Consider the following 19,978-nt stretch of genomic DNA (forward strand, 5'->3'; position numbering starts at 1 on the left):
GGATTGTCTTCCGATCCTTGTCTATGATGCGGGTTCGCATGTGGTGGCAGCGGTGCATGCGGGATGGAGAGGAACTGCGGCAGCGATACTCAGGAAGACGATGAGGACGATGAGAGACAGATTCGCCTCTTCACCTTCCGAAATCCTGATTGCGATAGGACCGGGCATTCGAGCGTGCTGCTACGAGGTCGGCTACGAAGTGATGGATGCCGTCCGGAGGGCTACCGGAGAGGGAAAGTATTTCGAGAAGAGAGGTGAAAAGTACTTCCTGGATCTCCCGAGCGCAAACAGATATCAGGCTTTGTCAGACGGCGTGCCAGGGGAAAATATCTGGACTTCAGACGAATGCACTTACTGTCTTCCCGATAGATACTATTCATACCGCTTTGCGAAAGGACCTACTGGGAGACAGGGGGGATTCATCGGGATTGTCTGAAGATTTAGCCTTCTTATCGCGTCACTTCAATCTGGAAGTTGAGAGCGGCCGTGACAGACCGGTGCCGTGACTTTTATCCGCGACCGGATAGGCATGGCAAGAATATTTCTGATAGACTGTGAGAAAGAGGTTGTCACAAAAACGATGGTAAAGGAGTGGAATGAAGATTAAGGGGCTGACTCTCTGTCTGTTACTGGGCCTCACTCTTCTGTCGTGCGGTGGCGGGAGCGACGTTGGAAGTACTCCATCCGCATCCCCTCCCGTCAGTGAATCTGCCGTAGGTCTTTGGAACGGGATGATTACATCGGATGTCACGCATCAGACCCAACCCGTGCAAGGCATAGTTACCGCGAATAATGAAATGCGCCTTATCGGAAGTGAGGGAGCACAATTGGAGGGAAGCATAGTCGTCAACGGCAATGCCTTGGCTGGAACGTTGACCGGCTACGCTCCCTGGGGCAATACGTGGCCGGACAAGGGTGTCATCGCGATAGTCACTTTGCGTGGAGCCGTCAGTACGAAGGCTTCTCTTTCGGGAACGTACTCAGGGGGCGGTGATTCAGGAACATTTATATTGTCCTACGACTCTGCCTCCGAGAATCATCCTGATCTGTCATTGCTTGCGATAACGTGGAAGCATAATAGCCCCGCTCTCGGTACTATCTTCGTCACTATACGTGACGATGGAACTATGGCGGGAATAGCATCGGTTGGTTGTACCTTGGCAGGAAACATAAGTGTAATCGACACCACATTCAATGCCTATCACGTAACCCTGTCTCTCACATCCTGCGGAAGCCTGAATGGCGATTATGGCGGACTCGCAACGCTGATGAACAGCTCTCTTATCATAGGGGCATCGAATCCTTCTGCGTCGCTCACCTTAACCTTACGGGGCTGCGAGTGAATAACGTTTCTTTGAGACCGCCTGGAAGGCGGTCAGAGAACGAGAGGGGAACGGGATTCGGAAGGGCCGCGAAAAGTCGTCCGATAGACTATCGGAAGTTAGACCCCTCAGTGTCCCTCATAGCCTATGGTCACCTTTTCTCCATCGACAATAACCGGGACCTTCCGCACACCCTTTGAGTGGCGAAGCATCTCTTCCAGCTTCGCCGGGTCTGACTTTACGTCGAAGTACTTGGCTGCGCTTCCGAAGACCGACCTGGCCTTGTCGGTATACGGTCAACCCGCCTTTCCGAATATCGTGACATCTCCCGCCATCTGCTTGACCTCCTCATGAATAAGCATGCATCACCCGGTAATCGGGTGATCTTCTCGTGCATGCGCCTCGTTGCCCTTTTGTAAGACTATACATTAATCCGGAGATGTTGTAAATGCAGGGTTCCTTTGGTCTGCCGTGATTCGCTCCCTCGTGCTTGAAAAAGCGTCGAAACGTGCTAGCATGAAGAAAAGTGCAAGGTTGAGGGAGCATGGGCGAAGGCAACGCAAAGAGGATCATCGGAGAAATTCTGTCTCCCGCAGGCGTCACGCTCAACGGCGGCAAGCCATGGAACATCCAGGTCAGGGATGAGAGGTTTTACCGGAGGGTCTTGAGGGGCGGGAGCTTGGGACTCGGAGAATCGTACATGGACCGGTGGTGGGAATGTGAGGACCTCGCGGAATTTATTTGCAGGATCATACCGGCTAATCTCGAGGAACAGATCAGGAAGAACTGGAAGACGCTTTTTTTTATGGCGCGCTCGGTGCTACTCAATCCGGGCAGAAAAACGAAGGCCGCAATTTCGAGCGGAACTGGTGCAAACTCAAAGAGGTTTATGACGAGAGATTTCATCGCATGTGGAAGTACTACCTTTCGCTCTTTACCGGCGCATTCAGATCCCGCTATCTCCACGTCTGGCAGATCCTTCTCGCTAGGAAGGGCGTCCGGGGCGGATACGGCAGGATTTGAGGGCGAGGAACCGGTAGGGACCTAAGCGTTAGTTCGGAGCCATTTCTTTCCCTACCATAACGTCCCTTTTTTATTGTATGATTGATAAGGTTGTTTTGATCGAGCGGCAGAGAATCCATCCCGACATAAAGGAGTACCATGCTGAAGGCAAAGGACATCATGACAAGCGACGTAATTGCCGTGTCTGAAGAGACCACGGTTGAGGCACTGGGGAGGCTCTTCATCGAAAAGGGGATCAGCGGTGCGCCGGTTGTCGACGACAGGGGTGGCCTAATCGGCGTTATCACGGAGAACGATCTCATCAGCAAAAACAGCAGGCTCCATATCCCGACGATCCTGAGGCTCTTCGATGCCTTTATTCCGTTGGGTACGAGTAAACTCGAGACAGAGATCACGAAGATGGCCGCCTTGACGGTCGGAGAGGCCTGCACGAGAAAAGTCGTCACGATAGGAGAGGAGACTCCCCTTGATGAAGTGGCGACGCTCATGAACGAAAAAAAGATCCATCTCCTGCCTGTCTTACGTCAGGGGAAGGTCGTGGGAATCATTGGCAAGAGAGACCTGATAAGGGGTATTGCTGGTGAGACTTCTCAGTCGGGGACCTGAGGAGACATCTGCTTTCGGATCCAGACTCGGCGGCCTCCTGAAGAAGGGCGACACCGTCTGCCTCTATGGAGAACTCGGCTCCGGCAAAACGACCTTTGTGAAAGGCGTTGCTTCTGCTCTCAAGATTCCTGAAAGGGAGATCACGAGCGCGAGCTTTACCATCATCGCCGAGTACATTGCAACCCTGCGGAACGGCCCGGTTCCCTTTTTCCACATCGACCTCTACAGGATCGAAAATACCCGGGACCTTGATTCTATCGGCATAGAAGAGTATATTGGACGGGACGGCATCGCCGTTGTGGAATGGGCGGAAAGATATGAGGATATCGGCGGCGCCATCTCCGTGACCTTCACCATACTGCGCGGGGACGAACGGGAGATCAAGGTCGAGGGCATACGTGAAGAAGATTGGAATAATTTGTAAGACAGGGAAACCCGAGCCCCTTGAACTGCTTCGGGAGATCCTCCCCTGGCTGAAGGCAAAAGGCGGCGATGCACTGGTCACTACGGAAGTCGCCTCTACACTCGGAATCAGGGGTTATCCTGCTGCCCAGATTCCCGACCTCTCTGAGGTCATCGTCGTCCTTGGCGGTGACGGGACGATGCTCTCCGTGGCGCGGCTTGTCTGCGAGAAGTCTACCCCGATACTCGGAGTGAATCTGGGCGGCCTCGGATTCATAACAGAAGTCCAGAGGGAGGATATCCGCGACGCACTCGAAAGTCTCCTCTCGGACAGCTATACCACTGAAGACCGTCTCATGCTCACCGCAAAGGTCATCAGGAACGACGAAAAGATCGCGGAGTACACCGCCCTCAATGATGTGGTTATCAATAAGGGCGCCCTCGCGAGGATCGTAGACCTCGAGACCTTCATCAACAGGGTCTATGTGAACAAGTTCAAGGCAGACGGTCTCATCGTCGCTACCCCGACCGGTTCCACCGCTTACTGCCTTTCGGCCGGCGGACCGATTCTCTATCCCACCATGGAAAGCATAGTCCTCATCCCCATCTGTCCTCATACGCTCACGAACAGGCCAATCGTCATCCCTGATACCGTCGTTACGGAAATTGTCCTCAGATCACCGTCAGAGGATGTGTTCCTTACCGTAGACGGCCAGGTCGGATTTTCTTTGAAAAGGGATGATACCGTCGTAATAGAAAAGTCGCCCTTCAGAACAAGGCTCGTGATACCCTTCGAAAAGAACTTCTTCGAGATACTGAGGACAAAACTCGGCTGGGGCGAGCGGCCTCCGAAAATTCAGGAGTATCCCGGATGAATTTGGCAAGGGAGCTTAAGACGGTCCTCGAATTTTTCGATGCCCTCGGATTTGACCGGCTGCCCGTATCGGGAAGGGGTAAGCGGGAGTCCGCCGCCACAGGCAAACGCGAACGGGAGATGGCAACCGCCGGATCTTCTGACCTGCGCTCTTCCGAACTCAAGGAAGCGGCTCTCATGGCGCTGCGCGAGGAGATCGGTGATTGCCGGAGGTGCAAGCTTTCAAGGGGGCGCAAGAACATCGTCTTCGGAGAAGGCAGAGCAGACGCCGCCCTCATGTTCATCGGAGAGGGACCGGGGAGGGAGGAGGACCTTCAGGGCAGGCCTTTTGTCGGTGATGCGGGCGTGCTTCTCACGCGGCTCATCGAAAAGATGGGGCTCGGGAGAGAAGATGTATTCATCGCCAACATCGTGAAATGCCGTCCTCCCATGAACAGGGACCCCGAAGGAGACGAGATTACGACCTGTCTGCCCTTTCTCGTGAGGCAGATCGAGATCGTCATGCCTGCGGTCATCGTCTCTCTCGGACGCATTTCCGCGCACACGCTCCTGGAAACCACGATTCCGATAACGAGACTGAGGGGAAAATTCTCTTCCTATAGGGGGATTCCCCTCATGCCGACATTCCATCCCGCCTACCTTTTGCGAAACCCGAAGGATAAATGGCTTGTGTGGGAGGATGCGCTGAAGGTACTCGAGAGGGCAAGAGGGGAGGGTCGATGATGCAGCCGATCTGGGCTCCCTGGAGGATGGAGTATATCCTCTCGAAAAAGGGCCCCGGCTGTATCTTCTGCGAAAAACCGAAAGAGCAGAAGGACAGGGAGAACCTCATCCTCTTGAGAGGTGCTGAGAGTTTTGTCATCATGAACCTCTATCCTTACAACAACGGCCATCTCATGGTAGTGCCCAACCGGCATGTATTCTCCATAACCGAACTGAGAGACGGGGAACTGCTCGAACTCATGAAGATGACACAGAAGGCGGTGACGTGCTTGAGAGAGGCCTTTATGCCCGAGGGCTTCAATATCGGGCTGAACATCGGGAAAGTAGCAGGTGCCGGGATCGAAGAGCATCTCCACTTTCACATAATCCCGAGATGGGTCGGAGACACCCATTTCATGGCAGCCCTCAGCGAGGTGAGGGTCATCCCGGAGCATGTCCTGAGTACCTACGACAGGCTTTTCCCGATTTTCAACAGGGAAGGGGCGAGCCGTTAGATCTGTCATCACCGAACCTGAGACCTGTTTCAGCGTCACCCCCTCAGACCGCCTGCAATAGCCGATACAGTCTTCTTCTACATCGTAGCCATGGCTTGCAAAAGGGCCTAACATGCGATAGAGTTAAGCCATGGATTTTTCCTTTACCGCGGAAGAGGAATCGTTCAGAAGATCTTTAAGGGAGTTCTGCGAGAAGCAGATCGTCCCGAGGGCTCGGGAGATCGATGAAAAAGGAGAGATTCCCCAGGGCGTCCTCGATGATATGGCTTCCTTCGGCCTCCTCGGCATTACCATATCGGACGAATACGGAGGGTCGGGGGCTCATTTTATTACCGCAGCGATAGCGGCTGAGGAGATCGCGCGGGCCGATATCAGCATGGCCCTTCCCGTCTATTATCTCGTGGGAGCCGCCTGGGGTTTTCTCGTCGAGAGGTACGGGAGCGTAAGGGTCAAGGAGGAAATCCTTCCCGATGTGACGAACGGGAAGAAGTTTATCGGTATAGCATCGACCGAAGCGGGGGCCGGCTCGGATATCGCCAATATATCCGCCGTGATGGAAAAGAAGGATGAAAAACTAATAATCAGGGGAACAAAGACATTCATCAGCGGTGTCAGGGAGGCGGTCAAATCAGGAGGCGGGCATGTGACAATCGTCAAGACGGATCCCGAACTCGGACACGGTGGCCTTTCTCTCCTTTATCTTCCGCTGAAGGAGACACAGGGGATAACAACGGGGATCTTCCGGCAGATGGGCAGGGACGGGATATCAACCGGTTTCATAGCCATGAACGGCGTGGAGGTACCGGCCCATTACCTCATCGGTGAATGGAACAAGGGGTTTTACTACGCCATGGAAGGTTTTAACTGTGCCAGGACCCTCGTAGCGGCGGCGTGTATCGGTGCCGCGGAGAAGGTCTTCGAGTCGGGGATCGAACACCTGAAAAAGAGAAGGGCCTTCGGAAAGCTGCTTGCCGGATTCGAAGGCATACAGTTTCAGGTGGCAGACGCTTATACGAGACTTGAATCGGCGAAACTCCTCGTCTATAAGGCTGCGTGGTTGCTTGACCGGATGTACGGCGAAAAGAGATTCGACCATGGTGAGATCAATAAAGCGGTGGCATCAGCGAAGCTTTTCGCTCCGATGGCAGCCTTTGATCTTATCAGGGATGTCCTGACCTGGTACGGCGCGTACGGTTACACGAAGGAAGCCGGGATCGAGAAAGGCCTGCGGGGGGTGGCTTCCTATATCATCGGGGCAGAAGGCGCCCAGAATGTCATGAAGCTCATCATCGGCAGGGAGATCCTCGGAAAAGAATTCGTCTCATAGATACCTCCTTTTCGGTCACGCCGGGACATCACAAAGGTTAAATAAGTTTAATCCCCTTTTCATGGAAAGTTAATCTTCATGAGGTATTGTATAGAGAGTTCGTGTTACATCTCAGGGGGGCTTGAAGATGAAGAACATTCTGGTGATAGACGACAATGAGATGGTTCTCAGCGTCCTTTCGGAGCGGCTCCGCACCTCATCAAAGGACTGGATGGTGTTGACCGCCGAGAACGGAAAGGAAGCCGTCAGGATCATGGAATCGGTACCCGTCGACCTTGTGCTTACGGACCTCCAGATGCCGGTAATGGACGGATATCAGTTTCTCGAATATGCGCGAGTTAACCATCCGTTCATTCCGATAATCGCGATGACCGCTAATTACAGCGCTGAAGCGGAATGCAGGCTTCAGTCTCTCGGTATCACGCAGGTGATGGAGAAACCGTTCAGTATGAAGAAGCTGACAGCGAAGATCGCCGATAATTTACATGATCTGGTCCATACGTGATTTGATGCCGATCAGATTCCGCTGAATCTCGGCTTTCTCTTTTCGAGAAAGGCCTTCATACCCTCCTCGAGGTCCTTGGTAGCAAAACATTCGGTGAACGAACGTATCTCCCTCTCTATCCCCTCTTCAATCCCTGGGGCATTGTTGAGAAGGATCTTGACCTTCTTGACGGCCAGCGGGCCTTTTTGTGCTATCGCCTTCGCCATGTCCATCGACTTTTCATACAGATCTGCCTCGTTCACGATGCTATCGGCCAGTCCGCATGAAACTGCCTCGTCTGCGTCTATGATCCTTCCGGTTAGGAGCATCTCCTTCGCCTTCCCCATCCCGACAAGCCGTGGAAGCCGTTGTGTCGCCCCGAAGCCGGGGATAAGACCGAGGTTCAGTTCGGGCTGTCCGAACCGGGCGTTCGCAGCCGCCATCCGGATATCACAGGAGATCGCCAGTTCGCAGCCGCCTCCAAGGGCATAACCGCTCACCGCAGCGATCACCGCCTTTCCCATATCTTCGATCAGGGAAAAGACCGTATGCCCGAGTCGCGAGAAGGCCTCCGCCTCCTCAGGACTCTTCCCTTTCATCTCCTTAATGTCAGCGCCGGCGCAGAAATTCCCGTTCCCGGTCAGGATCACAACCCGAACCTCTCTGTCCTTTTCGATTGTGGTGAGGGAATCCCGGAGATCCCGGAGCAGTGCCGTGTCGAGGATATTCAGGCGTCCGGGGCTGTCCAACGTGATGATCCCGATCTCTCCCTTCTTCTCCACCCTCAGCAGTTTATCGGTATTCATAGAATCCTTCTCCGTTCTTCTTTCCGAGCTTTCCTCCCGCGACCATTTCCCTAAGGAGAGGACAGGGTCGGTATTTCTCTCCCAGGTCGGCATGGAGAACCTCGAGGATATCGAGGCAGATTTCGAGGCCGATAAAGTCCGCGAGTTCGAGCGGTCCCATCGGATGATTGAGGCCGAGCTTCATGACCGTATCGATGCCTTCGCGTGGGGCGACTCCTTCCTGGAGGCAGAAGATCGCATCATTTATCATCGGCATGAGGAGACGGTTTGCGACAAACCCGGGAGAGTCATTGACGATGACCGGAATCTTTCCCATCTTATCAGCAACGGCCTTAATGATGTCGAGGGTTTCTTCGGATGTGCCGGGGCCCCTTATCACCTCGACGAGTTTCATGACGTATGCCGGGTTCATGAAATGCATGCCTGCGAAGCGTCCGGGCCTCCGAACGGCCTGAGCGAGCCTCGTTATCGGGATCGAAGAGGTGTTCGAGGCGAAGACGGTTTCCTCTCGGCATATCCTATCGAGCCCTCGAAAAACCTGTGTCTTTATCTCCTCCTTCTCTGTCACCGCTTCGATTATCAAGTCGGCGTTCATAAAATCTTCCGGACCTGAGGCGGCAGTTATCCTCGAAAGGATGCCGTCTTTTTCTCTGCTATCGAGTTTTCCTTCACTGACCCGTTTTTCGAGCCGCTCCCTTATCCTCGTGATGCCCGCTTCTACATACTCTTCTTTCAGGTCTCCCAGAATTACCCTGTAGCCGCCCTGTGCGGCGGCCTGGGCTATCCCGGCTCCCATGGTACCGGCACCGACCACGGCTATCGTCTCTATCTTCATCTTCAGCTCCGAGACGCCATGCGCTCCTGACCGGCAGGACAGGTCTTCAGGTATTCATCTCTCTTACGATGCGTTTTCAGGTATCCCCTTTTACGGACAGGCGGGCGATAAGGAGCCTCAGCATGTCAGAAGTCCCTTCACCGAGAGTGAGCAGCCGTGCATCCCTCCAGTGCCGGTGGACGTCATATGCGTCCGTGTACCCGTACCCTCCGTGTATCTGTATCGCCGTGTCGCATACCCTCAGTGCCGTCTCTGAAGCGAAGAGTTTGGCCTGGGAGGCTGCTGACGCGACGTCTTCTCCCTTATCCTTCATTCTGGCAGCATAATGGGTTAGAAGCCTTGCCGCCTGTATCCCGGCGGTCATGTCTGCGAGCTTCTCCTGCACGAGCTCGAAGTTCGCTATCTGCTCACCAAAGGCCTTTCTTTCCCTGCTGTATGAGAGGGATTTGTCAAAGGCGGCCTGCGCTATCCCGACGCCTATCGCTGCGATCGTCATCCTCCCGACGTTGAGGATCTGCTTCGCGTACTCAAGGCCCTTCCCCTCCTCCCCGATGAGGTTTGCAGCTGAGACGCGGCAGTCCTGAAGGTGTATCGCAGAAAGGCTGTTTCCCCTGAAGCCGAGTTTCGGCATTGTCTTCATCACCGTCAGTCCCTGCGAATCTCTCGGCACGAGAAAAGAGGAGATGCCTCTCTCAGACCTGGCAAAGACGAGGAGGTAATCGCCTTCCGCGGCGTTCGTTATCAATGTCTTATTGCCGCTCAGGAGGAAGGCCTTCCCGGACCGCTCGGCCTTCGTCTGGATCGCCTTCGCATCGGAGCCGCAGCAGGGCTCCGTGAGGGCAAAGGCGGCAAGGGATCTCCCTTCGACAAGCCCCTCATCCCTCAGGAACTTTTCCTTCTGGCGATCATCTCCGAAGAGCCGTATGCCCTCGCAGATCATTCCCTGAATCGAGACCTGGAGGACCGTATTTGCGCATGCCTTGGCAAGCATCTCTAATGCAGCGATATAGAGGGAGAAAGGCAGTCCCGACCCGCCATAATGCTCGGGGAAAGGAAATGCCATGATCCCCTGCTTCCGCAGCCTTTCGAGATTCTCCCGGGGAAAGATCTCTTCCTGATCGATTCTCCGTGCATGGGGCAGGATCTCCTTTTCTGCGAAAGTACCGATCGACTCGAGCACTGCATGGTACTTTCTCGTGTCGGGGAAGAGCATGTCGAGTATCGCTCTCTGTTCTTTTCGATAAAACATCGTTTATCTCTCGACGATCATCGCCACCGCGTTTCCGCCGCCGAGGCAGAGGGTTGCCAGACCCCTCTCCAGCCCTCTTTCCTGTAGGGCGTAGAGAAGCGTGACGAGAATCCTGGCGCCGCTGCATCCTATCGGATGGCCCATCGCAACAGCGCCTCCCTTCACATTGAACCTTTCGGGATCGATCCCCAATTCCCTCGATACCGCGATAGACGCGGTCGAATAGGCCTCGTTATGCTCCACGAGGTCTATGTCGCCTATGGTAAGGCCGGTCCTCTTGAGGAGTTTCCTGACGGTCGGGATAGGAGCCTCCATCACATCTTCAGGCCTCGTCCCCCCTGTCGCATAACCCGTTATCCGTGCGAGCGGTTTGATCCCGAGTTCTTTCGCCTTTCTTGCTGAAGTCACGATAAGGGCTGCCGCGCCGTCGCTGAGCTTCGAACTGTTTCCCGCGGTGAGTATCCCGTCTTTCTTGAAGACAGGCTGGAGCTTCGACAGTTTCTCGATAGATGTATCTTCCCTCACGCACTCATCTCTCTCAACGGGGGTTCCGCCGACTTCGACCGGCAGTATCTCTTCGCGAAATCCTCCGTTCTCTATCGCCCCCAGCGCCTTCTCATGGCTCATGAAGGCGAACCTGTCAGCCTCTTCTCTCGTTATACCGTATTTCACGGCTATCCTCTCTCCCGTAATCGCCATATGGTAGTCGTTATAGACATCCCAGAGACCATCATGGATCATCGTATCAGCGACCATAGCGTCTCCGAGCTTCATGCCCCAGCGGAGGCTTCTGATTATATGCGGTGAAGCGCTCATGTTCTCCATGCCTCCTGCGACGATGATTCCGGCGTCACCGGACTTTATCGCCTGACCGGCGAGCACGACCGCCTTGAGGCCGGAACCGCAGACCTTGTTCACGGTAAATGCTCCCGTTTCGACGGGTATGCCGGCGTAGATAGCGGCCTGCCGAGCGGGGTTCTGGCCGAGGCCCGCTGAGATTACATTCCCCATGATGACTTCATCGACGTCTTCCAGCCGGATACCAGCCCGCCTTACCGCTTCCTTTATCACGAGGGCTCCCAGTCGCTGGGCTGATATATCTCTGAAAGCGCGACCGAACCTGCCGATGGCGGTTCGCACGGCGCTGACGAGAACCACTCCTTCAGGCACGGACAATCACCCTCCCTCTTTCTGCTCTGTTGCAGGCCTATTTGTATGGCGCATCCTCTTGCTCTCCTCCTTCTGCCTCAGACTTCCCGAGGAGCCCTACCACTTCCTCATCGGTCGTCTGTGAGAAGTCATCGTAATAGTTCCCGACCGCCATGAAATGTGAGGGGGTTTCGAGGCAGATGAACTCGTCGACCATCCGCCTCAGTTCGTCCGCGGTATCAGGCGGCGCAACGGGAAGAGCCAGGACTACTCTTTTCAGCCGCTCTTTTTTCAGAGTTTCTATCGCCGCCTTCATGGTCGCGCCCGTTGCAACGCCATCATCAACGATGATGACGGTCTTGCCTTCAAGGTCTTTTAGTCCTTTACCCTCGCGGTACAGCTCCTGTCTCCCGGAGATCTCTTTCTTCTGCCTTGCTATCTCAGTCTGAATGTATTCCTCCGGAATTCCGTAGGAAGAGAGAACATTTTGATTCAAGACTACCGCGCCTGTCTCGGAAACCGCTCCCGCCGCCAATTCGGGCTGCAAGGGGGCCCCTATCTTACGAACAATGAGGACATCGAGAGGCACGCGGAGGTGCCGAGCGATTTCAGCACCTGTCACTACACCGCCCCTCGGAAGGGCCAGCACAAGGATCTCCTTCTCGCGTTCATACGCTTTCAGTCTCTCGGCAAGGAGCCTGCCCGCTTCCTTCCTGTCACGAAACATGATACCCCTCTGGTCCGGAATACCTGTTAAAGACAATCTATAGCAGACCGTCATGGTTGTCAAGGACAGAAAAGGCTTTGAGCTACAGTCTGTATGGTTCTTTTCTTGTCTTCACGCAGACCTGATTTTGCAAGCGAGAACGAGATGTGCTACATTTCTCTTGAGGGCGCGGCCCCTCGATCGAGCTGTATCGGTGAATAATTCTATCCGTCCGGAGGATTCTATGGACAGTGAGAAACTCATGCATGATCTGATCGTCGACCGTCTCAGGGGTAAGTTTTCCCCGGATTACCGCGAAATAAGGGTCAATCGGGAGGGCGATCCGGACCTCGTTCTCGCCAGCCATGGTCTGACACTCGCTGTTGTCGAAGTGGAGACCGAGCAGAGCATAACGCTTGAAAAGGCAGAGCGCTGGAAGGAGATGACGCATTCAGGCTCGAAACTGATTCTCATGGTTCCTAAGAAGGCAAAGGTGAAAGTGACGGAACTCCTCTGGAAGCACGGCATCGCCGATAAGGTCGGGGTCGGCAGTTACGAGCTTGTCATCACGATGCCGTGAGGACCGAGGTTGCCGGGGGGAACGGATAAAATGGTCATCCATGCCTGTTATATCTCCAATACGGGAAAGGTGAGGAGCAATAATGAAGACAGCATCCTGCTGAATGGGCTCCTCGCCTCCCAGGCGGCGATGGATAGAACGGTATGCCTGAGGTCGGAGGATGAAAGGCAGATATACGCCGTTGCCGACGGCATGGGGGGCCACGCAAAGGGAGAGGTTGCGAGCAGGTCGGTCCTTGAGGTTTTCAAGGGACGATACAAAGAGGCTGACAGTCCTGAATCGATCGGGGAGATTATTCTCTCCTCAAAAAAGTATCTGAATGGACTGGCGGAAAATGACAGGGCTGCCTATGGTTTAGGGACGACGATAGCGGGTGTGCTGCTCATCAACAGCAGGGCGATTATCTTTAATTGCGGCGACAGCAGGGTATACGAACTGAGGAGCGGTTCTCTCGAGAGGGTCACGAGGGACCATTCGGTGGTCGCGGAGCTTTTCGAGAGCGGCTTAATTACCGAAGAGGAGATGAGGCACCATCCTCAGAAAAGTATTCTGACTTCTGCCATAATGGGAGATCTGCGGAGCAAGATGCCGGAGTGGTATTTTAAGGAGGCGCAGGTCGGCGGCGGGGAGAAGTATTTCATCTGCAGCGACGGACTCTGGGAGAGCATGGAGCGGAGCGAGATCGAAAAATGTTTCGCGGACGCTGCCCTTGAGGAGGCGGTTCAGTCTCTCTTCATGAGGGCGATGGTTCATGGCGGAAGAGATAATATCAGCATCATCGGCCTTGAGGTCGGGGAATAGTTTTACAGTTTCCTTACGGGTAATTCAAGCCGCGACAAGGAAGAATCCGGGCTGCTCACTAGAATAGGTCCATCGAGGGTTGGATATCACGCACTGTCTCTGTAGTATCTGATCCTTTTTGCACCGGTGAGAAAGGAAAGGAGCATGCTGACGATGCTCACGATGAGCGCCCCCCAGAAGGCGGGCCAGAAGCCGTCTATATGAAAGCCGAGGTTGAAGGTATTCGAGAGTCCGGCGGTTATCGCGAGCATGAGGGCGTTTACGACGAGGGTGAAGAGACCGAGAGACAGGACGATCACCGGCAGGGTAAGGAGTTGAATGACCGGCTTGATGAGGGAGTTCGCGAACCCGAAGATTGCCCCGACGACGATCATCTTCCACCATGCGCCGGTGAAGGCTATACCGTTTACGAATTTTACGGCGGCCATTATCGAGAGGGCGTTTATCATCACCCTCAGGATTAAATATGCCATATGACGCCTCGAGTTCCCATAAAGTCCGTTTGTGCGCTCACGATGAAGAATTTCCTCTCTGAGCCCACCTGCTCAGGAGTATCATAACAAAATAGATGGGAAAAGAGTTACGGGGCAGCGCCGACCCATGCAAAGTTTCCGCCGGCACCCTGTTCTCCATTGACATATCGATATCTTATCGTTGATTATAAATGAAAGCCGTGGCTATACTGGCAGGACTGTGAATCCGATCGAAAAGAGAAAAGAGACGGTGAGGAGGTTACGATGAGTTTCAGAAGATTTCTTCTTTCGGACAAGAGAGGTTTTACCCTCATAGAATTACTCGTTGTCCTTGTAATTATAGGTCTCCTCGCGGCACTCGTCGGCCCGAGGGTCTTCACGGGAGTGGGAAAGGGAAAGCAGGGCAGCGCGAAGGCACAGATAGAGCTCCTCGGACAGGCCCTGGACCAGTTCAGGCTCGATACCGGAAGATACCCTACGACTCAGGAAGGATTGGCTGCCCTTGTTACGAATCCGGGCGTCGATAACTGGCAGGGGCCCTATCTCAAGAAGGCGTTGCCGAATGACCCCTGGGGAAGACCGTACCAGTATCAGTGTCCGGGAACGCATTCTGAATATGACCTCTTTTCCTACGGCAGGGACGGATCCCCGGGTGGCGAGGGCGAAGACAAGGATGTCGTGAGCTGGGAGTAGTCGCCGACTCCCGGGTCCGGATTAGATTTGGTGAAGATGTCCCGGTTACGTTTTCCGGCCGCTCTTTTTTTCTAATTCATATTCGAGTAACGCTACCTTTTGACTGAGTTCCTTTACCTTTCCCTTGAGGTCTGAGATCACATAGGAGAAATAGATGAGGGCGAGTATGAGAAAGAAGATGACCCAGACGAAGACTAGGGCTGGCGGATAACCGATCCCGAGCTTCCTCGCGAGGGGGTCGACGACGATATCGGCAACGGAACTCGCCATGAGAGCGATGCCGACAACGAACCAGGCTATCGATATCTCTTCCCTGAACTTCTTCCGTCTCACCATTTCGAAGATGATCAGGAAAAGGGTGAGACCGAGAAGGAATATGGTGACCCTCAAGCCGAAAGACATGTTACTTCTCCTCCCTCCTCATCATGACCATGATGATCGCAAGCACCATTTTCGTGATATAGAATATCGGATTTAGTCCGCTGTGCATCGACTTCTTCTGCGGGTTGTTCACCATGACTACGGGAGCCTCGACCACCTTGAACTTCTTCTTGTGGAGGATCATGATGATATTCACATCAGGATAATCAAGGGGATAGTTGTCACCCTCTGCGAGATAGGAGAAGACCTCTCTCTTCAAGAGCTGGAAGCCCGATGTGGGATCGGTTATGTTTATTCCCGTATACAACCTCGCAATCCTGGAGAAGAGCCATATCCCGATCTTCCTCGCGATGCCGGTCCTGTACTGTCCCCCGATAAACCGGGAACCTATCACAACATGAGCGGCTTCCCTTTCCATGGTCGTGAGAAGACTTTCTATCGACGAGGGGACATGCTGACCGTCGGCGTCGATGGTGATGACCGACTCATACCCCTCCTTGTCGGCGAACCTGAAGCCGGTCTGGAGGGCTGCACCGTAACCTAAGTTAAAGGGCAGGTCGATGACGATTACGCCCTGACGCAACGCTATGGCCGCCGTCCTGTCCGTTGAACCGTCGTTGATGACGAGGATATCTGCCGCGGGAAGATGAATCTTTATCTCGCGGATCACCTCTTCTATGGTCGCCTCTTCGTTCAATGCTGGGATGATCACAAGGTATCTTCGATCATCCATGCGCTTCCGCCCAGTTCCTGCCATGACCTATCTCGACCTTGAGAGGGACCCGGATATCGGCAGCCCCTTCCATCATTGCCCGTATCAGTTCCTTGGCCTTCACCGTCTCCTCTTCGGGAGACTCGAAGACGAGTTCGTCATGAACCTGGAGGACCATCTTCGTTTTCGAGCCTTCAGTCCTGAGGAGATTCCGAATCCCTATCATGGCGATCTTTATGATGTCGGCTGCGGTCCCCTGAATGGGAGAATTCACGGCGAGCCGTTCTCCCATGGAGCGTGTCGCCGCAGTACGGCTCTTCAGTTCCGGAACGGTCCTCTTTCTTCCGAACATAGTCGTCACGAAACCCTTCTCTCCCGCATCGAGAAGGGCGCGGCCGATATAGGTCTTCACACCGGGGTGGCCTGCGAAATAACCGTCGATGTATCTCTTTGCATCCTCTCTCGATATGCTCAACGCCTCTGAGAGGCCGAAGGGCGAGATGCCGTAGACGATGCCGAAGTTCACCGTCTTCGCGACTCTCCTCATGTCCGAGGTGACCTTCCCGATCGGGACCCCGAATAGCTCCGATGCCGTCTTCGAATGGACGTCGATACCGCTCATGAACGCCTCAATGAGTCCCCGGTCTCCGCTCAGGTGCGCGAGGATCCGTAATTCGATCTGTGAGTAATCGGCTGAGATGATGAGGTTACCCTCCTCGGCGATGAACGCCTCCCGCATGCGCCTCCCCCATTCACCCCGTATCGGAATGTTCTGGAGGTTGGGATCGCTGCTGCTCAGCCTGCCCGTAGCCGTAACCGTCTGATTGAAGGACGTATGAATGCGCCTTGTTTCAGGGTTGATGAGCTCGGGCAGGACATCCGTATAGGTGGACTTGAGCTTCGAGAGACTCCGGTAATCGAGTATCTCCCGCGGGAGTTCGTGCTCCGCCGCGAGTTCCTCGAGGACACCAACTTCCGTAGAAAAACCCGTCTTCGTTTTTTTCCCGGGTTTGAGTCCGAGGGTCTGAAATAGGATTCTGCTCAACTGCTTTGGAGAATTGATATTGAAGTCCTCACCGGCCAGGAAAAATATCCTCGTTGTGATCGCATCGAGTTCCCTCGTGAGTTCCTTCGACATGTCGTGAAACTTGTCCCTGTCTATCTTAAACCCCGCCTCCTCAATCTCCATGAGGACGGTGATAAGGGGCATCTCGATGTCAAAATAGAGCTTGCTCATTCCCTCCTCGTCGATCCTTTCGAAGAGGGAATCTTTCAGCTCGAAGGCAAGGGCCGCATCCTCTGCGGCATACGCCGTTGCGTCCTCAACGGAGATTTCGGAGAAGGAACCTCTCTTCCCGAGGACCTCCTGGAAGGTCTTCTTGCGGTATGAAAGGTGCGTAAAGACGACATCTCCAAGACTGTGATCGGACCTGTTGGGGTTCAGGAGGTACGAGGCGAGCATCGTATCGTAGAGTTTCCCATTTACGTCGATCCCTTCACGCCGGAGCATGGATAGGTCGTATTTCAGATTATGTCCGATCTTGGGGATCTTCTTATCCCCGAAGAGACCCGCCAAGAGGTCGAGGCCTTCTTTCTTATCCACCTGTTCCGGTGCCCCGGGATAGACATGACCGAAGGGAATATAGTATGCCCTCTTATTATCGGTGCAAAGAGAGATGCCGACGATCCTGTCGCTTCTCGGATTTCTTCCCGTAGCCTCCGTGTCAAGGGCGAATGAGTCCCGCACCGATGCCGCTATCTCTCTCAGCCTCCCCGAAGAAAAGACCCGCTCATATTCATGTTCCCGTCTCACAGTCGGAATGAGCTTCATGAGACTTCCGAATTCGTACTCTCTGAAGAGTGTGAGAAGCGCGGGCCAGTCAGGTTCCTGAACCGCGTATTCGCCGATGTTCACGTCAACCGGCACGGAAGTGTTGATGAGCGCCAGTCTCAGGCTCAGTCTCGCGGCCTCTGCATTATCTGCGACCAGGTTTCTCAGCTTTTCCCTCTCTATCCTCTCCGGATGGCTCAGGAGGTCATCGATGCTCGAGAAGGAGGAGAGGAGTTCCTTTGCCGTCTTTTCACCTATTCCCTTGATCCCCGGAATGTTGTCGACGGCGTCTCCGGTGAGAGCCATGAATTCGGAGACCCTGTCCGGCCCGACACCGAATTTTTCCCTCACATATTCCCTGTCGAGAACCCTGTCCTTCACGGGATCATAAATCTTCACCCGATCACCGACGACCTGGAGCATGTCCTTGTCGGCGGTCACGATGAAGACATCCGCGTCATCTGCAGCAGCCTTTGTCGCTATCGTGGCGAGGAGGTCATCAGCCTCATAGCCGGGCAGTTCGAATATCTTAATGCGAAAGGCGGCGATCAGCTTGCGGATGTGGGGGAGCTGCCTCGCGAGATCCCCCGGGGTCTCGGGCCTGTGGGCCTTGTACGCATCGTAGAGCAGATGTCTCTCGGTAGGAACGGGCGAATCGAAAGAGACGACGATGCCGTCGGGACGCCTCTCCCTGATAATCTTGAGGAGCATATTCGTAAAACCATAGATCGCGTTCGTCGGAAAGCCCTTTGAGTTCGTGAGGTCCTTGATCGCAAAGAAGGCGCGATAGACATAGGAATTCCCGTCGATGAGGTAGAGATTCATAAGAGAGATTATAACCCATCCGTCCCAAATTGGAAAATGAACGGAGTGATCCGAAATGACCACTCCACGGTCAGATTCGAACGCTGACGCGAGCCCTAATCCCTTCTCTGCAAGGACGGCGGGCACTGATTCGGCGACAGACCGTGCAGCGGATAGTGCCTGCCGTGTGCGATCCCCGTTTTCAGGGCGGCCTCAGAGACCGCATGGGCTACCGCAGCGACTACCTTCCTGTCGAAGATGCTCGGCAGGATGTAGTCTTCATGGAGCTCATCATTTTTTACGGTGTACGCGATGGCCCTCGCTGCCGCGAACTTGATCTCCTCGTTCACCCCCTTTGCTTTCACATCGAGGAGCCCCCTGAATATCCCGGGAAAGCTGAGCATGTTATTGATCTGGTTGGGATAGTCGGAGCGGCCCGTGGCAAGGACCCTCACGAGAGGGAGGGCATCTTCGGGCGCTATCTCCGGGTCGGGATTGGCAAGCCCGAAGACGACGGGTTCCTTTGACATCCGCAGGATATCCTCCCGCGATATGAGGTTGGGAGCTGACAGCCCGATGAAGGCATGAGCCCCTTTCAGGGCATCGGAGATGCTCCCCTTCACCTTCCTCGGATTCGTCCTCTTCGCGAGCTTCCTCTTGTAAGGATTCATGTCCTGTCTTCGCCCGGGATAGATCGCACCGTGTCTGTCACAGACGATGAGGTCTTTCACCCCGAATGATGAGAGGATGAGGGCCGTTGCAGTGCCCGCTGCTCCGGCACCGGAGACCACTACCCTGAATTTCTTTATATCCTTCTTGAGGAGCCTCGATACGTTGATGAGGGCCGCGAGGACGACGACGGCCGTTCCATGCTGGTCGTCATGGATAACGGGGATATCGAGTTCCCTCCGCAGTCTGTCCTCTATGACGAAGCACCTCGGTGCCGAGATGTCCTCCAGGTTGATGCCTCCGAATGCCGGAGAAATATTCCTCACCGCACTGATGATCTCTTCGGGGTCCTTGGTCTTCAGGGCTATGGGAAAGGCGTCGATATCGGCAAACTCCTTGAGGATCATCGCCTTGCCTTCCATAACGGGCATGGCGGCTTCGGGACCGATGTCCCCGAGGCCGAGGACTGCGGTGCCGTCGGTAACGACCGCCACGGAATTTCCCTTCATCGTATAGCGGTAGGCGTGTTCCCTATGCTCGTGGATATCCATGCAGACCCGTGCCACGCCCGGAGTGTAGACCTTCGAGAGGTCATTCCTGTCTCTCACCGGGATCTTGTTGTGGATCTCTATTTTGCCTCCCTCATGGGCGAAGAACGTGCGGTCCATTACCCTGAGGACCTTTACGCCCTTGATGCCCTTTATCGATTTGACGATCTCTTTCTCATGCCCCGTATCCCGCGCATTGACGGTAACATCACGGACCAGCTTTCCCTTCTCGACGCGGACGATATCGACTGAACCGAGGTCTCCACCGGTCTTGCTGATGGCTGTAGCTATCTGGGCGAACATTCCGATACGGTTTTCTATCTCGACCCTGATCGTCAGACTGTAACTGGGACTGGGAACACGAGCCATTTGTCACTCCTCCCCGCGCAGGATAATATCTTGTCTATTATCTCACAGCGCAGGGAATTTTAAAACTCCAAAAATTGATTTGTGTCGTTGCAAGATGATAATGTCATAGGTATCTGC

General features: G+C 54.4%; 24 protein-coding genes. 13 read left to right on the top strand and 11 right to left on the bottom strand.

Annotated elements, in window-relative coordinates; translation table 11 throughout:
• Positions 1–436: polyphenol oxidase family protein (locus tag VEI96_03805; GenBank protein HXX57100.1), on the top strand; the 436-nt coding region annotated here is incomplete at its 5' end.
• A gap of 391 nt (positions 437–827) precedes the next feature.
• On the top strand, positions 828–1,343 hold the full coding sequence (locus VEI96_03810) for a hypothetical protein (GenBank protein ID HXX57101.1): 516 nt from the start codon (positions 828–830) through the stop codon (positions 1,341–1,343).
• A 107-nt stretch (positions 1,344–1,450) separates the two neighbouring features.
• Here the strand turns inward: VEI96_03810 and VEI96_03815 are convergent, their stop codons facing one another.
• Complete coding sequence (locus VEI96_03815; GenBank protein HXX57102.1) at positions 1,451–1,657, bottom strand: UXX-star (seleno)protein family 1; 207 nt, start codon at positions 1,655–1,657, stop codon at positions 1,451–1,453.
• 209 nt (positions 1,658–1,866) lie between these two features.
• Here VEI96_03815 and VEI96_03820 point away from each other — a divergent pair, with 209 nt between their 5' ends.
• The 8 genes from VEI96_03820 (at position 1,867) to VEI96_03855 (ending at position 7,276) form a co-directional block, all read left to right on the top strand.
• Positions 1,867–2,370: a hypothetical protein gene (locus tag VEI96_03820; GenBank protein ID HXX57103.1), complete on the top strand. Its 504-nt coding sequence runs from the start codon at positions 1,867–1,869 to the stop codon at positions 2,368–2,370.
• A 113-nt stretch (positions 2,371–2,483) separates the two neighbouring features.
• Positions 2,484–2,951 (top strand): CBS domain-containing protein, encoded by a 468-nt coding sequence (locus VEI96_03825; protein HXX57104.1) that lies wholly within the window; start codon positions 2,484–2,486, stop codon positions 2,949–2,951.
• Entirely contained in the window at positions 2,926–3,375 is a 450-nt protein-coding gene (tsaE, locus tag VEI96_03830) for a tRNA (adenosine(37)-N6)-threonylcarbamoyltransferase complex ATPase subunit type 1 TsaE (GenBank protein ID HXX57105.1), read from the top strand. Before VEI96_03825 ends, tsaE begins: the two co-directional genes overlap by 26 nt.
• The gene (locus VEI96_03835; GenBank protein HXX57106.1) at positions 3,350–4,228 is read left to right on the top strand and encodes an NAD(+)/NADH kinase; all 879 of its coding nucleotides are present in this window, start codon (positions 3,350–3,352) and stop codon (positions 4,226–4,228) included. The genes tsaE and VEI96_03835 overlap by 26 nt, the downstream gene beginning before the upstream one ends.
• The gene (locus tag VEI96_03840) at positions 4,225–4,950 is read left to right on the top strand and encodes a uracil-DNA glycosylase (protein ID HXX57107.1); all 726 of its coding nucleotides are present in this window, start codon (positions 4,225–4,227) and stop codon (positions 4,948–4,950) included. Before VEI96_03835 ends, VEI96_03840 begins: the two co-directional genes overlap by 4 nt.
• Complete coding sequence (locus VEI96_03845; protein HXX57108.1) at positions 4,947–5,444, top strand: HIT domain-containing protein; 498 nt, start codon at positions 4,947–4,949, stop codon at positions 5,442–5,444. Before VEI96_03840 ends, VEI96_03845 begins: the two co-directional genes overlap by 4 nt.
• A gap of 130 nt (positions 5,445–5,574) precedes the next feature.
• A complete protein-coding gene (locus tag VEI96_03850) occupies positions 5,575–6,771 on the top strand; it encodes an acyl-CoA dehydrogenase (GenBank protein HXX57109.1) in 1,197 nt (398 codons plus the stop codon).
• Positions 6,772–6,898: 127 nt separating this feature from the next.
• Positions 6,899–7,276 (top strand): response regulator, encoded by a 378-nt coding sequence (locus tag VEI96_03855; protein HXX57110.1) that lies wholly within the window; start codon positions 6,899–6,901, stop codon positions 7,274–7,276.
• 11 nt (positions 7,277–7,287) lie between these two features.
• Here VEI96_03855 and VEI96_03860 read toward each other — a convergent pair whose 3' ends face one another.
• From VEI96_03860 to VEI96_03880, 5 genes are all read right to left on the bottom strand, one after another.
• Positions 7,288–8,061: an enoyl-CoA hydratase-related protein gene (locus tag VEI96_03860; protein ID HXX57111.1), complete on the bottom strand. Its 774-nt coding sequence runs from the start codon at positions 8,059–8,061 to the stop codon at positions 7,288–7,290.
• Entirely contained in the window at positions 8,048–8,896 is an 849-nt protein-coding gene (locus VEI96_03865) for a 3-hydroxyacyl-CoA dehydrogenase NAD-binding domain-containing protein (GenBank protein ID HXX57112.1), read from the bottom strand. Before VEI96_03865 ends, VEI96_03860 begins: the two co-directional genes overlap by 14 nt.
• A 76-nt stretch (positions 8,897–8,972) precedes the next feature.
• The gene (locus VEI96_03870; GenBank protein HXX57113.1) at positions 8,973–10,145 is read right to left on the bottom strand and encodes an acyl-CoA dehydrogenase family protein; all 1,173 of its coding nucleotides are present in this window, start codon (positions 10,143–10,145) and stop codon (positions 8,973–8,975) included.
• A 3-nt stretch (positions 10,146–10,148) separates the two neighbouring features.
• Positions 10,149–11,315 carry an acetyl-CoA C-acetyltransferase gene (locus VEI96_03875; protein HXX57114.1) on the bottom strand — a complete coding sequence of 389 codons (1,167 nt, stop codon included), beginning with the start codon at positions 11,313–11,315 and terminating at the stop codon, positions 10,149–10,151.
• A 37-nt stretch (positions 11,316–11,352) separates the two neighbouring features.
• Positions 11,353–12,021, bottom strand: a complete 669-nt coding sequence (locus VEI96_03880; GenBank protein HXX57115.1) for a phosphoribosyltransferase — start codon at positions 12,019–12,021, stop codon at positions 11,353–11,355.
• 223 nt (positions 12,022–12,244) lie between these two features.
• Between VEI96_03880 and VEI96_03885 the strand changes: the two genes are divergently transcribed.
• Positions 12,245–12,580, top strand: a complete 336-nt coding sequence (locus VEI96_03885; protein HXX57116.1) for a hypothetical protein — start codon at positions 12,245–12,247, stop codon at positions 12,578–12,580.
• A gap of 9 nt (positions 12,581–12,589) precedes the next feature.
• Positions 12,590–13,381 carry a protein phosphatase 2C domain-containing protein gene (locus VEI96_03890; GenBank protein ID HXX57117.1) on the top strand — a complete coding sequence of 264 codons (792 nt, stop codon included), beginning with the start codon at positions 12,590–12,592 and terminating at the stop codon, positions 13,379–13,381.
• Positions 13,382–13,467: 86 nt separating this feature from the next.
• On the opposite strand, the gene VEI96_03895 is transcribed toward VEI96_03890, so the two are convergent.
• Entirely contained in the window at positions 13,468–13,854 is a 387-nt protein-coding gene (locus tag VEI96_03895; GenBank protein ID HXX57118.1) for a phage holin family protein, read from the bottom strand.
• Between the two features lie 264 nt (positions 13,855–14,118).
• On the opposite strand from VEI96_03895, the gene gspG reads away from it, so the two are divergent.
• The gene (gene gspG, locus VEI96_03900; protein HXX57119.1) at positions 14,119–14,547 is read left to right on the top strand and encodes a type II secretion system major pseudopilin GspG; all 429 of its coding nucleotides are present in this window, start codon (positions 14,119–14,121) and stop codon (positions 14,545–14,547) included.
• 45 nt (positions 14,548–14,592) lie between these two features.
• Here the strand turns inward: gspG and VEI96_03905 are convergent, their stop codons facing one another.
• The 4 genes from VEI96_03905 to VEI96_03920 form a co-directional block, all read right to left on the bottom strand.
• Positions 14,593–14,949: a DUF2304 domain-containing protein gene (locus tag VEI96_03905; GenBank protein HXX57120.1), complete on the bottom strand. Its 357-nt coding sequence runs from the start codon at positions 14,947–14,949 to the stop codon at positions 14,593–14,595.
• A 1-nt stretch (position 14,950) separates the two neighbouring features.
• Positions 14,951–15,661, bottom strand: coding sequence for a glycosyltransferase family 2 protein (locus tag VEI96_03910; GenBank protein ID HXX57121.1), 711 nt, complete (start codon positions 15,659–15,661; stop codon positions 14,951–14,953).
• Complete coding sequence (polA, locus tag VEI96_03915) at positions 15,654–18,296, bottom strand: DNA polymerase I (GenBank protein HXX57122.1); 2,643 nt, start codon at positions 18,294–18,296, stop codon at positions 15,654–15,656. The genes VEI96_03910 and polA overlap by 8 nt, the downstream gene beginning before the upstream one ends.
• Before the next feature lie 95 nt (positions 18,297–18,391).
• Positions 18,392–19,861, bottom strand: coding sequence for an NAD-dependent malic enzyme (locus VEI96_03920; protein ID HXX57123.1), 1,470 nt, complete (start codon positions 19,859–19,861; stop codon positions 18,392–18,394).
• Positions 19,862–19,978 lie beyond the last annotated feature (117 nt).

Source organism: Thermodesulfovibrionales bacterium, from assembly GCA_035622735.1.
Lineage (GTDB): Bacteria > Nitrospirota > Thermodesulfovibrionia > Thermodesulfovibrionales > UBA9159 > DASPUT01.

What these genes read in the sequence shown, in the direction of transcription:
- VEI96_03820 (HXX57103.1), top strand. Translation starts at nt 1,867, where the DNA reads ATGGGCGAAGGCAACGCAAAGAGGATCATCGGAGAAATTCTGTCTCCC.
- VEI96_03825 (HXX57104.1), top strand. Translation starts at nt 2,484, where the DNA reads ATGCTGAAGGCAAAGGACATCATGACAAGCGACGTAATTGCCGTGTCT.
- VEI96_03840 (HXX57107.1), top strand. Translation starts at nt 4,225, where the DNA reads ATGAATTTGGCAAGGGAGCTTAAGACGGTCCTCGAATTTTTCGATGCC.
- VEI96_03845 (HXX57108.1), top strand. Translation starts at nt 4,947, where the DNA reads ATGATGCAGCCGATCTGGGCTCCCTGGAGGATGGAGTATATCCTCTCG.
- VEI96_03850 (HXX57109.1), top strand. Translation starts at nt 5,575, where the DNA reads ATGGATTTTTCCTTTACCGCGGAAGAGGAATCGTTCAGAAGATCTTTA.
- VEI96_03855 (HXX57110.1), top strand. Translation starts at nt 6,899, where the DNA reads ATGAAGAACATTCTGGTGATAGACGACAATGAGATGGTTCTCAGCGTC.
- VEI96_03860 (HXX57111.1), bottom strand. Translation starts at nt 8,061, where the DNA reads ATGAATACCGATAAACTGCTGAGGGTGGAGAAGAAGGGAGAGATCGGG.
- VEI96_03865 (HXX57112.1), bottom strand. Translation starts at nt 8,896, where the DNA reads ATGAAGATAGAGACGATAGCCGTGGTCGGTGCCGGTACCATGGGAGCC.
- VEI96_03870 (HXX57113.1), bottom strand. Translation starts at nt 10,145, where the DNA reads ATGTTTTATCGAAAAGAACAGAGAGCGATACTCGACATGCTCTTCCCC.
- VEI96_03880 (HXX57115.1), bottom strand. Translation starts at nt 12,021, where the DNA reads ATGTTTCGTGACAGGAAGGAAGCGGGCAGGCTCCTTGCCGAGAGACTG.
- VEI96_03885 (HXX57116.1), top strand. Translation starts at nt 12,245, where the DNA reads ATGGACAGTGAGAAACTCATGCATGATCTGATCGTCGACCGTCTCAGG.
- VEI96_03895 (HXX57118.1), bottom strand. Translation starts at nt 13,854, where the DNA reads ATGGCATATTTAATCCTGAGGGTGATGATAAACGCCCTCTCGATAATG.
- gspG (HXX57119.1), top strand. Translation starts at nt 14,119, where the DNA reads ATGAGTTTCAGAAGATTTCTTCTTTCGGACAAGAGAGGTTTTACCCTC.
- VEI96_03905 (HXX57120.1), bottom strand. Translation starts at nt 14,949, where the DNA reads ATGTCTTTCGGCTTGAGGGTCACCATATTCCTTCTCGGTCTCACCCTT.
- VEI96_03910 (HXX57121.1), bottom strand. Translation starts at nt 15,661, where the DNA reads ATGGATGATCGAAGATACCTTGTGATCATCCCAGCATTGAACGAAGAG.
- polA (HXX57122.1), bottom strand. Translation starts at nt 18,296, where the DNA reads ATGAATCTCTACCTCATCGACGGGAATTCCTATGTCTATCGCGCCTTC.
- VEI96_03920 (HXX57123.1), bottom strand. Translation starts at nt 19,861, where the DNA reads ATGGCTCGTGTTCCCAGTCCCAGTTACAGTCTGACGATCAGGGTCGAG.